The organism is Streptococcus parasanguinis (assembly GCF_001074805.1).
Classification (GTDB): Bacteria; Bacillota; Bacilli; order Lactobacillales; family Streptococcaceae; genus Streptococcus; species Streptococcus parasanguinis_A.
Map to the genome: position 1 here is coordinate 39,854 of NZ_JUPI01000126.1, position 12,459 is coordinate 52,312.

A 12,459-nucleotide genomic window follows, 5' to 3' on the forward strand; every position below is an offset into this window, starting at 1 on the left:
GCCTCTGCATGCTTTCAAAAAATATAAGGGAGGCAACGACCTTGCTCACAAACTACTATCCAATGACCTATAGCTACTACCAAGGTAGCATCGAGGACAATCCCTACACTGCCAAATGGGGAATGGTTACTAAATTTTTAGACCTAAATGATGAGACCCTCACTCCATTTGAGGGGATGACCTTTGGGATCATCGGCTTTAAGAGCGACAAAGGAGTCTATATCAACAATGGGCGCGTAGGAGCAGTCGAGGGTCCTACAGCCATCCGTTCTCAAATCGCCAAACTTCCATGGCACTGGGGAACCAATGTAACAGTGTATGATGTGGGAAATATCGACGGGCCCAACCATTCGCTAGAAGAACTCCAAGAAAGTCTCTCACAAGCGATCCAGCGCATGTACCAATTAGGAATCCAACCCATCGTCCTAGGAGGCGGTCACGGAACTGCTTACGGCCACTACCTAGGGATCCAATCGAGCTTGAAAAAGGATGAACAACTGGCTGTGATCAATCTGGATGCCCACTTTGATCTGCGTCCTTACGACCAAACCGGGCCCAATTCTGGAACGGGTTTTCGTCAAATGGCTGATCATGCTAAAGAAAAAGGTCAGGACTTCCCTTACCTCATCCTTGGGATCCAAGAGCACAATAACAACCTCTTCCTCTTTAATTATGTCGCTAAAACACCAAGCATTGATTTCTTAACTGGCCAAGATCTCTTCCAGATGAGTCACCAAGCCATTCTGGATCGAATCGATCAATTTTTAGAAAACCAAACCGCGGTCTATCTTTCTATTGATATGGATTGCTTTGCGGTCGGTTCTGCCCCTGGTGTTAGTGCCATCCAATCACTTGGAGTCGATCCCAAACTAGCCCTCATGCTTCTCCAACACATTGCCGCTAGTGGTAAGCTAATCGGATTTGATGTCGTAGAAGTTTCTCCTCCTCATGACATTGATAACCACACTTCAAATCTTGCTGCGACCTTTATCTTTTACTTAACCCAAATATTGGCGCAACAAAAACTGAACTAAGAACATTTCGAGTCACGAAAAAAGCATAGAAACACTCATTGCTAGGGTGTTTCTATGCTTTTTCTTCATTATCAGACGCAGTAGCCTTTCCGACAAAGATCCGAAAGGAGGCCTGACCACTTATCCTTTCCCTATTTTTAGGCACCCTACATGTCTTTTAATTTCTTAAGAAACTGACGATCTCTGTAGGGATTCAAGTGTTGCTCTGCCACTTTTTTATAGTAATTTTTCTCTTCTTTCAAGAAGGTACTCAGGGCAGGATCGAGCTCTTCTCCCTTCTCCTTTTGATTAGATAAGAAAGCTAATAGATAATGAACCATCCCCTTATCCCGTGAATTAGCAGATGGATTCATCGTCCTTTCTTTTCGAGCCAAATAATCCGCAAGTTTCTCTTGATCCCCTTGCTGGCAGGCGATTAAGGATTGATAAAATTCGAGCAATTCTTCCTTCCAAGGGAAACGAACACTGGATAAAATCTTCTGGGCTCTGTCAAAACAGAGGCGTGCTTGAACCAAATCTCCCTTCCAATAATAGGCGATGCCCAAATCAATATCAAATACGACACGGACAGAATCAACCGCTTGATCTCCCACCAAACGCAAGACCTCTTCTAAGTGGGTGACGGCTACTTGGAAATGGCCCCTAATTTGCTCTATTTCAGCGAGGTAGGCCAAAGAAGCCGCAATTTGAATGGCATACTTGGTCTGCATACTATTGGTCAAACTAAAGCAATCAATGGAGCGATACAGATGCCGGGTCGCCTGCTCCTCATCCCCAACCATCAGATGATACAAGCCTTTCAAGCGCAACTGGATCGCGATGACCTCATGATTGTTGGCTTGGATGGCATCTTCCAGAGCCAAATCTGTATAATAGGCCATCTCAGAGATATTTTCAGTTTGAATGCAATAATAAATGATTTGCCGATAACCCTCTAAGAGGAAGTCTGACTGTTTGAGTTCCCGCGCATAGGAGATGACTTTTTGGATATCATGAATCCCCTTTTGATACTCCCCACTTCGAATAAAATAGCGACCTTCTAGGTACAAGTAACGCAGTTGCAAATACTTGTATTCTCTATCTCTTTGGTGCCTTGAAAATAGGTTATCTAATTCTTGGCGTAGGCGGGATAGCTCTTCCAAAATGTCCAAATAGCTATTTGTACCATCTGATAGGAACCCCTCATCTGCCTTGGAATAAATCGGAAACAGTTCATGCTCCAGCTGAAGGATTTCTTCTAAGTAGGTCAACTCAAACGATAAGGAGCGCAAGGGATTTTGCGATTGTTTGTATTGATAGGCAATTTCCTTATAAAAGAGAAGGTCCGTCGAATCTTCTAAGGTTTCTTCCAATTTTTGCGCAATTTGTTGGTGGAAGAGGCGTCGTCTAGCTGGCGAGAGGAGATGGTAAAAGTACATGGCTACCAATTGCTTGCAAAATTGAACCAAGAGATCCTCCCCTTCTTCTACGATTGAGATGATCGCTCTTTCAGATAATGGCTCGACTAATTCTATCAAAACAGGAAGCTCTGTAGCCGTCAATTCCGCCAGGATGGACAGAGAGATTGGCTTATGAAAACAAGATAAGTAGTAAAGAAGGGCCTCTTCCTCACTGCTCATATCCCCAAGTTCCTGAGAAAGATAAGCTTGGATGATATCCGGCAAGGGCTCTAAATTTTCATTTTCTTTCCACTCTTCGATATAGCTGGACAGGAAGAACGGACTGCCCTCACTCCATTCGACCATCTGCTCCATCACGGCCGGCTCTATTGCTCCCAGTTCCCCTTTCAAGAGAGCACGACTTTCACTTGGTTCAAAATTGGTCAACTCTAGTTGAGACAAGCGTTTCTCTACCTTCAAGCCCCCCAAGAAGTTGACAAAGAAATCTGGTAGGGGCTCTTCCGCTGTGAAAATTAGTTGCCATTTCTCCTGATTTCTTCGCTCTTCTAGTTGTTTCACTTTTTCTAGAGACACTGCATCGATCCACTGGGCATTTTCAAGAAGAATCAGGAGCGGTTTTTCTTTGCTAAGGCCTTGAAGCTGATTCCACACTGAAATGAGATCATCCTCCCCTTCCAGAAATGGAATCCCCATCTCATCTCCCAGTTTCTCTAGAGCTTGTTTGAGATCATTCCAAATACTTCCTTCGTAGCGTTGACTAGTAGCTTTTCCTTCAACCTTGATAAAGTTAAAACTGCGATTGGACATCAAGACCAACTGTCGTAACAGACGTTTCTTACCTGTTCCAGATTGCCCTATCACGAGAAAAGGACCTACTGCTTCACCCGTCTCGACTAAGGAAAGGTATTCCTCGAGTTGTGAGAGTTCTTGTTTCCGGCCAAAAAAGGAAAGTTCACGGATATTCAAGCGATTCGTCAGTTTATGAGTTCGTTTGGCTTCCAAAACGGAGTGATAAAGTTCCTCAATCGCTCGACTGGGACGCACACTGAGCTCGCGATCCAATAAATCGACAAGTTTATAATAGGTCTCGAAAAATTTTCCTAGTTGGTGATGGAAACTATAATACTCCATCAAGAGCTGGTAGTTTTTCTCTTCAAATTCATCCAGCTCTACCAAATGATGGAGCAAGAGTTCTATACTAGGATCTCCGAAACCAACCTTTTTAATTTTTTGATAGCAGCTTTCGATGTAGAGCTTCCTAAAAGCATCCCGTTTGCGAGAAGCCCACTGATCAAAGTCTTCATCATCCTTGACATAGAAGCCCTCTAAAAAGTCTCCCCGATAAAGATCCAAGGCACTTAGTGGATCTCTTTCAAAGAGCTGGACATCCAAAGAAAAACTCAAATGAGGATTAAGAGCCAAACTGCTCCGGCTTGGAGAGACAATGATATCTCCCTCAAAGATTTTATTGGCTTGGTAAACCGTATTCCGTAAGTTTTTGCGGGCTACTTGGTTTTCCTTATCTCCCCAAAGAATACCGGCGATTTCATCACGGTTGACCTGGCCCATAACTGCTAAGTAATAAAATAAGGCCTCCATCTTCGAAAAAGAAAAACGAATATCTTTCTGATTAAAAACAACCTTAGGGGGTCCAAATAATTTCAGCTTGAGCTCTTTTTTCATTGCAAGCGCCTCCAAAAACTTCATATTAATACTATAAAAAAAAAGTTGGTTTTTAGCAAGTGATTGACCCGAATAAAAAGAGACTGAGAACTATTCTTTCTCAATCTCTACACTTCCTACTAAAAGTGTTGATTAATTCACTTCAAAATTCGGTTGATGAGCAAATAAAGCCTTTGTTGCTTGGTAGACGTGGTAAGCGACATCTTCATTGTTCATGGTGTAAAGATGGACACCTGCCACATCTTGAGTAACCAAATCAACGATTTGATCGACTGCATAAGCTAAGCCAGCTGCGCGAAGAGATTCTGGATCATGCTCATACTTGTCTAGAATGGCTTTAAACTTCCGCGGGATATGAACATTTTCACAAGTTTTGAGGAGACGAAGGGCCTGGTTTCTGTTAAGAATCGGCATCACTCCTGCATGAATAGGAACATTGATCCCAGCTAAAGTACACTTATCTTGAAAGTCATAGAAACGCTCATTGTCAAAGAAAAGTTGAGTCACTAGGCTCGAACATCCAGCATCCACTTTCTTTTTCAGATTTTGAATATCTGAAATTTGATTTGGAGAATCTGGGTGACCTTCTGGGTAACAAGCACCAATCACATCAAAGTGAGGAGCTTCTGTTTTAATAAATTCAATCAAGTCCGTTGCATAACAAAAGTCTTTTAAAGGTTCCACACCAGGAATAATATCTCCACGAAGGGCCAAGATCCGGTGAACTCCTACTTGATCTAACTCATGAAGGGTATCTGCTACCTTTTCCTTACTGAGATAGATAGCCGGTAAGTGGGCAATGGTCGGAATAGACAATTCATTCTGAATATGATTGGCTAAAGCAACCGTCGTCTCTTTGATATTGTATTTGTTATTGCTAGCGGTCACACTGATAAAGTGAGGGGCTAGCTCCTGCATATTTGCCAAAGCACGTAAGAGTTTGGCATTGCCTACTTCAGGATTTGGAGGAAAAACTTCAAATGACAGAGACGGTGTGTGTTGTGACATATTCTATCCTTTTCTTTTGTTTCGTTGATCAAGAACTCTGAGCCACTGTTTCTAGGATAAGGGATGATTCGAAAACCCTCTACACGATGATAGAAGGTCCTCGAAACATTTTCTTACAAGTGTTCACGCGCTTCTTTAGCAGCATTAACTAGTTTGATCAAGCTTTCTTTTGTTTCTTTAATTCCGCGAGTCTTCAAACCACAGTCAGGGTTGATCCAAACTTTGCCACTTGGTACTTTCGCCAAGATCGCTTCGATAGTGTGATCAATTTCACCGTCTTGTGGGACACGTGGTGAGTGAATATCGTATACCCCAGGTCCAACTTCTGTTTGGAAGTTTTTGGCTTTCAACTCATCCAAGATTTCAAGGTTTGAACGGCTAGCTTCAAATGAGATAACGTCCGCATCCAAGTTGTCGATAGCTGGGATGATATCTGTAAATTCTGAGTAACACATGTGCGTGTGGATTTGTGTATCTGGCGCTACAGTTGAGTGTACCAAGCGGAAGGCTGGAATCGCCCAATCAAGATAGTCTTCATACCAGTCGCTGCGACGGAGTGGCAATTTTTCACGAAGAGCAGCCTCGTCGATTTGGATGATTTTCACGCCTGCAGCTTCAAGGTCAAGAACTTCATCCTTAATCGCAAGAGCGATTTGAAGAGTAGAATCCTTGATAGAGATATCTTCACGTGGGAATGACCAGTTAAGGATGGTAACAGGTCCAGTCAACATCCCTTTAACAGGTTTATCCGTACGACTTTGTGCGTAGCTAGACCATTTCACAGTGATTGGGTTGAGACGAGTGACATCACCCCAGATGATTGGTGGTTTCACCCCACGCATACCGTATGATTGTACCCAACCGTTTTTAGAGAAGAGGTAACCTGACAAGTTTTGACCGAAGTACTCAACCATGTCGTTCCGTTCAAATTCACCGTGTACCAGCACATCAAATCCAACTTCTTCTTGCCATTTGATCCATTCATCAATTGTTTCAGCAAGGAAGGCATCGTATTCTTCTTGAGTCAATTCACCCTTACGGAAGGCCAAACGTTTAGCACGAACTTCTTTCGTTTGAGGGAATGAACCAATGGTAGTTGTTGGAAGAGCTGGAAGTTTGAAGGATTCTTTTTGGATTTCTTCGCGTTCTGCGAAAGCTGGCAAACGAGTGTAGTCTGCTTCTGTCAACGCTGCGATACGAGCATGAAGTTCAGCATTTGCTCCGACACGTTCGGTTGCGAAGAGTTCTTTGTTGGCAGCAAGAGCTTCTGCACCTTGACCATTGCGGATGGCATCCAAGTCACGCAATTCACCCAATTTTTCAACCGCAAAGGCGAAGTGGTCCAAAATAGCTGGTTCAAATTCTTCATTAGCAGTTGTAAATGGCACATGAAGAAGGGAGCAAGAAGTAGTCAAGACAACCTTTTCAGCTGGAACTTGATCCAAGATTTCTAAGCTCTTTTCATAGTTGTTGCGCCAGATGTTTTTCCCATTCACAATACCAGCATAAAGGGTCTTATCAGCTGGGAAGCCACCTTTCACCAATTCAAGTGTTTTCTTTCCTTCAACAAAGTCAAGACCAATACCATCTACTGGCAAGTTTACAAGGTCATTGTAGACATCACGAACATCACCAAAGTAGGTTTGAATCAAGACCTCAAGGCCTTTCTTGTCCGCCAAGAGTTTGTTGTAGAGGTTCAAGAAGAGGGCTTTTTCTTCAGCTGACAAATCTTTGACAAGAGCTGGCTCATCGAGTTGGATACGAGTCGCACCAAGCTCTGCCAATTTTGCAAAGACTTCTTGGTAAGCAGCAGCCAGGCTGTCGACGAAGTCTTCTGCTTTCACTCCATCTTCAAAGTCAGATAATTGAAGGAATGTGAAGGGTCCAACGACTACTGGACGAGTGTTAAGGCCCAAGTCTTTAGCTTCTTGGTACTCATCAAAAATCTTGTGACCAGCCAATTTCACTTCTGTTGTTTTTTCAAATTTAGGAACAATGTAATGGTAGTTCGTATTGAACCATTTTTTCATCGGAAGGGCACGCACATCCCCTTTTTCACCTTGGTAACCACGCGCCAAAGCAAAGTATTGTTCAAGGTCTGTCAAATCCAAGTTTTGAACAGATGCAGGCACGACGTTGAAAAGGAAGGCCGCATCAAGGAAATTGTCGTAATGTGAGAAGTCATTTGAAGGAATTTCTGAGATGCCTTGCTCTTTGACAATGTTCCAGTGTTTCGCACGCAAGTCTTTGGCAGCTGCCAAGAGCTCGTCTGCTGAGATTTCTTTTCTAAAGTATTTTTCAGTTGTAAATTTTAATTCACGGAATTCACCCAAACGTGGGAAACCGATAATTGTAGTTGACATGTTGTGTCCTCCAAAAATTCTAATTGACTCTATCATATCAGAAGATAGCCGTCTTGTATAATTGCTTTTACACGAATTTTGATATAGGCAAAAACTATAACAAAGATTTAATAGGCCTTGGGACCAGTGATCAAAAGTAAAAACTAGGACTGCCTATAAATATTTCCTATAGCCCATGTATCACCGAACCATTTTTGAGCAGATTCTGCTAGAAGAACAGCCCCTAAAAAGCAAAACAGGCCTCCTCTACCAAGAAAGACCCGTGGGAGCATAAACAAACTGCTCTTGTTTACAAATCTAATAAATCTAATAAATTCTATAAAAATTTATTAGTTAGAATTATTCTATCATCTACTGAAACTTTCCGCCGTGAGAAAAGTGCTAGAAACAATAGTGTTTCTAGCACTCGGAATTATTGAGACCTAAGGCTCAATAATTAGTCTTGGAACTTCGTAGAAGTTCGCTGACGTCCGTAACTCACCTAAGGAAAGTTTTTTAGATGACGTCGTTCCCAATCTGACAGGCCTTCTCTATTGAGAAAGACCTGCTTTTATAAGGAAGTTCGTTCCTTAATTTTTTCATTTGCTTCATTAGGCTAATTTGACACAGAAGGCATCCCAAGGGGCTAACTTGCCCGATTCGAGGACTTGCTCCACCTTGGTATTGGCAATGAGAACCTCTTCAACTCCATTGACAAGTGGTAAGTCTTGCTCTTGACTTGAGAGATTGACAACGACGAGGTAGGCTTGCACTCCTTCTACCCGCTTGTAGGCAAAAACTTTGTCTACTGCGTCCACCAATTCATAATCAGCCGTCACAAGCCAAGGATGCTCTTTTCGCAAGGCCACCAGAGCTTGGTAGATATAGAAAATGGAGTCTGGATCTGCTAGAGCAGCCTCAACATTGATCTCTTTGTAGTTTGGGTTGACCGCAAGCCATGGTTGACCTGTCGTAAAGCCAGCTTCTGCTTCATCATTCCACTGCATCGGTGTCCGTGCATTGTCCCGACCAATATGGCGGATCTGATCCATGATCACTTCGAGTGGCACTCCTTTTTCTAAGGCTTCATGGGCATAGTTGATTGACTCGATATCTTCTACATCCTCGAGGGTCTTAAATGGATAATTGGTCATCCCGATTTCTTCCCCTTGATAGATATACGGAGTTCCCTTCATCAAGTGAAGCAGAATAGCCAAAGCCTTGGCGGATTTGACACGATAGTCGCCATCATCCCCCCAAGTTGACACAATCCGTGGGAGATCGTGGTTGTTCCAAAAGAGGGAATTCCAGCCTTCATCTTTTCCTAATTCCGTCTGCCACTTGGTGAAAATTTCTTTCAATTTTGGCACATCTAATTCTTTAGCGTAGTGCCATTTTGGTTGACCCGGTTGGTATTGAAGACCAATGTGTTCAAATTGGAAGACCATGGACAATTCTTGATTTTTTGGATTGGAATATTGCTTAGCAATCTCTGGAGTCGCCCCCCAAGTTTCTCCCACGGTGAGCAGATCCTTATCACCAAAGGTAGCTTGATTCATTTCCTTCAAATAAGGATGGAGCATAGGACCATTGCTGATGATTTCCTGATCTGGGATCTTACCGATCATATCGATGACATCCATACGGAAGCCACCAATTCCCTTGTCAATCCAGAAATTCATCATGTCATAGATCTGATGACGAAGCTCCTCGTTTTCCCAGTTGAGGTCTGGTTGCTTCTTACTGAAGTTATGCAGGTAGTATTGGCCTGATGCTTCATCAAATTCCCAAGCAGAGCCACTAAAAGCAGAAATAATGCCATTTGGCTCATCGCGCCAAATATAGAAATCCCGCTTTGGACTATCTGGGTTTTCACGTGCCTCGATAAACCAAGCATGCTCATCAGAGGTATGGTTGACTACCAAGTCCATAATGATTTTGATCTTGCGTTTATGGCCTTCTGCGATCAATTCTTCCATATCTTCCATAGTCCCAAAGATGGAGGCAATATCCTCGTAATCCGAGATGTCATAGCCGTTATCATCCATGGGACTCTTGTAGACTGGTGAGAGCCAGATCGCTGTAATCCCTAATTTTTCCAAGTAGTCTAGCTTGCTCGTGATCCCCTTGAGATCCCCGATGCCATCGCCATTACTATCCTTGAAACTCTTTGGATAAACTTGGTAAATTACGGCATTATGCCACCATTTTTGTTCCATTTTTTTCTTCTCCTTTATGATTGTGAAATCACTTTCATCTTACAATAATAGGGGTGAAATTGCAAGAATTTACAAGTCTTCATTCTCTTCACTGGAATAAATCACTTCAAAGAGACGTTGACGCAAACCTTCCTCTAAAGGCGTAATGATCTTCATCAACTGTTTCCAATCCTTGGCTGTTGAACAAGCCGCAAATAATTCATTCTTTCTATCGTAGGCCATGTTGGCAGATTTCAAGAGCTCAAACATCCGATCTTCTTTTGCGGTAGGACGCGATTGCAGCTCACCCATCGCAATCTCCTGACTGTGATTGTCCACTAAGATAGGGGCTGTCTCAAAGGTATGGAGGAAGAACCGGTGCTGTCTCTTTTCAGGAAGCAGCGTTCGATCACCTGTTACATCCAGCCTAATCTTTCTTTCATCCCAATTGACAGTTAGGCGGGTTTCAACCCTGTTATCTCCTTCTCCTTCAACGAGTACGAAGGAACGATTGTCACCTGGGAAAAGATGCCAGTCCAGCATTTCTGGGAGCTCTACCCCTGTCTGCGGTTGTGCATCCATAGGGATGATGGCTCCTGCACGCGCAAAGACCGGAATATCCTGGCTAGCTCTAAAGACTGTAAGCTTGCCTTTTCCTTCGTACTTCCAATCATGGAAGAAATCATACCAAACTCCGTCTGGGAACCAAACACTCACAGAAGCACTATGATAGACAGGATCCAGAGCCTCTGTAATTGGGGCCACCATGAGTTCACTACCAAAGAAATATTGATTTTTAGCCTCATAAGCCTCTTCTTCGTTTGGGTAATGGTAATAGAGAGGCTGAACCAAAGGCAGTCCTTCTTCATGCGTCGCCACATTCATGGTGTAAAGATAAGGCAGTAAGCTGTGACGCAGGCGCAAATACTGCTTCATCCAGCGACAGGTCTCAGGCGAGTAAAACCACGGTTCCTTGCTGTTAAAGGCATTACAAGAACTATGGAGACGATTGATCGGACTAAAGACCCCAAATTGCAACCAGCGAAGAGCCAAATCTTCATCATAGTAACCCCGCATATGGCCACCAATATCGTGACTCCACCACGTATAACCGATATTTGAAGCTGTGCTGGTAAAATAGGGTTGAAAGGCTAGGGATTCCCAAGTCACAATGGTATCCCCTGAAAAACCGATCGGATACCGGTGGCTGCCAGGACCCCCATAACGCGATAAGATGAGACCAGCTTGGCCTTTTCGGCAATTGTCTAGATAATGATAGTGATTTAACAACCAAAGGGGATCCATCTTGCCATGACTTCCCTGTTGCCAATCAATCCACCAAAAGTCGACTCCTTGATTTTCCAAGGGATGGTGGACATCTTCGAAATAAGCTTCGCGAAAGGCTGGACTGTAAAAGTCAAAGCTAGCCGCTTCTTCTTTTTCCGCATCTAATCCCAAGCGTTTTGCGACCATAGGGTAAGCATCTTCGAAGGCGCGAATGCCATCTGCTGGATGGACATTTAAGGTCACCTTTAAACCACGCTCATGAAGACCATGTAAGAAGGCAGCTGGATCAGGAATCAAGTCCCGGTTCCAACTATAGCCCGTCCAACCACTTCCAAAGCGAGCAGGAATCGCTGTCTTATGCCAGTCCATATCGATCACACTGACAGCCAAAGGCACCCCTTCAGCTTTGAAACGATCCATTAAATCTGTGTACTCCTGACTGGTATAAGGCCAATACCGACTCCACCAGTTTCCCAGAGCATAACGTGGCAAGAGGGGTGGTTGTCCCGTCAGATGGTAAAAATCTTTCAAGGCCCCTAGATAATCGCGCCCATAACCGAAGAAATACAGATCCACTTCTGGACATGGCCGTGCTCTATATCCGCTTTCGACATCATACAAGTAGGAACTGGAATCGTCCAAAAGAGCATAACCGGCCTTGCTCAAGATCCCATCTTCCAACTCCATAGCTCCATCGACCTCGTCAAGCGTCCGACTGGTCCCTTTCAAGGTCTCAGGCTGATCTCCATAGTGCCACCGGCTACCATAGACTGCATACTGACCCTTGAGCTCGATAAAAAGCCGATCCGGTGTAAAAGGTCCCTTTTCAAAATGAAGGTGGAGATGCTCCGTATGCAGATCGAGGACCTCTTCTGTCTCTACGACCTCATAAGCAACAGGTCCAAAATCACGATTTTGCACAACTTGCGTCTGACCATCTTCAAAAACACCATCCTCTGAGTATTCTAAGCGAACCAAAGATTCCGTTAATACGGAGATTCGGTAGTTATCTCCCTGTATCACTGATCCTGCCATTTGTCTTTCCTCCTCGTTTTATAGGGCATCTGACTGCCCGCTTTTTATCTGCTCCGCCTCTCCGTGTAGGCGTTTACGATTTTACTATAGCACTCAAAAAAAGGCCTGTCAACACCTGACAGAGCCTTTCCTAAAATTTTATAAGATCAACTTCCCCAATGGACCAAGAGATACATGAGACTCGATCCAAACATATCTGCCAAGGCATGCATGAGGAAAAATGGCAAGAGATTCTTGACGACCTTGAGGACGGACGTTAGGTGAAATTATCCAGTGGATGATTTCAGCAATCCAGGAAGTTCCATGACTAAATTAAGATACAGAGGGTGTCTGCGGAGTAAAACTTAAAAATCATATTTCTGCAGAATCATTTCACCTATTTTAGTTAAAAAATAGGTGAAATGATTCTGAGGCTGGGACAAAAGTCCTAGCCTCTCAATTGTTTTTGGATTGTCGAGCAAGACGCAGTGGT

The 12,459-nt window shown here is 43.6% G+C and carries 6 protein-coding genes and 1 pseudogene; 1 reads left to right on the forward strand and 6 read right to left on the reverse strand.

Annotated features, from left to right (window positions below; all coding sequences use genetic code 11):
* Positions 1-41 precede the first annotated feature (41 nt).
* A complete protein-coding gene (gene hutG, locus ADI76_RS09085; protein ID WP_003005508.1) occupies positions 42-1,034 on the forward strand; it encodes a formimidoylglutamase in 993 nt (330 codons plus the stop codon).
* A 146-nt stretch (positions 1,035-1,180) separates the two neighbouring features.
* On the opposite strand, the gene ADI76_RS09090 is transcribed toward hutG, so the two are convergent.
* The 6 genes and pseudogenes from ADI76_RS09090 to ADI76_RS11740 form a co-directional block, all read right to left on the reverse strand.
* On the reverse strand, positions 1,181-4,117 hold the full coding sequence (locus tag ADI76_RS09090) for an AAA family ATPase (protein ID WP_049515974.1): 2,937 nt from the start codon (positions 4,115-4,117) through the stop codon (positions 1,181-1,183).
* A gap of 132 nt (positions 4,118-4,249) precedes the next feature.
* Entirely contained in the window at positions 4,250-5,125 is an 876-nt protein-coding gene (gene metF / locus ADI76_RS09095; RefSeq protein ID WP_049515976.1) for a methylenetetrahydrofolate reductase [NAD(P)H], read from the reverse strand.
* A 113-nt stretch (positions 5,126-5,238) separates the two neighbouring features.
* Positions 5,239-7,488, reverse strand: coding sequence for a 5-methyltetrahydropteroyltriglutamate--homocysteine S-methyltransferase (gene metE / locus ADI76_RS09100; RefSeq protein ID WP_049515978.1), 2,250 nt, complete (start codon positions 7,486-7,488; stop codon positions 5,239-5,241).
* A gap of 590 nt (positions 7,489-8,078) precedes the next feature.
* The gene (locus tag ADI76_RS09105; RefSeq protein ID WP_049515980.1) at positions 8,079-9,686 is read right to left on the reverse strand and encodes an alpha-glucosidase; all 1,608 of its coding nucleotides are present in this window, start codon (positions 9,684-9,686) and stop codon (positions 8,079-8,081) included.
* A gap of 69 nt (positions 9,687-9,755) precedes the next feature.
* On the reverse strand, positions 9,756-11,987 hold the full coding sequence (locus ADI76_RS09110) for a glycoside hydrolase family 31 protein (RefSeq protein WP_049515983.1): 2,232 nt from the start codon (positions 11,985-11,987) through the stop codon (positions 9,756-9,758).
* A 146-nt stretch (positions 11,988-12,133) separates the two neighbouring features.
* Positions 12,134-12,229 (reverse strand): annotated as a pseudogene (locus ADI76_RS11740) (CPBP family intramembrane glutamate endopeptidase); the annotation flags it as partial.
* Positions 12,230-12,459: the final 230 nt, after the last annotated feature.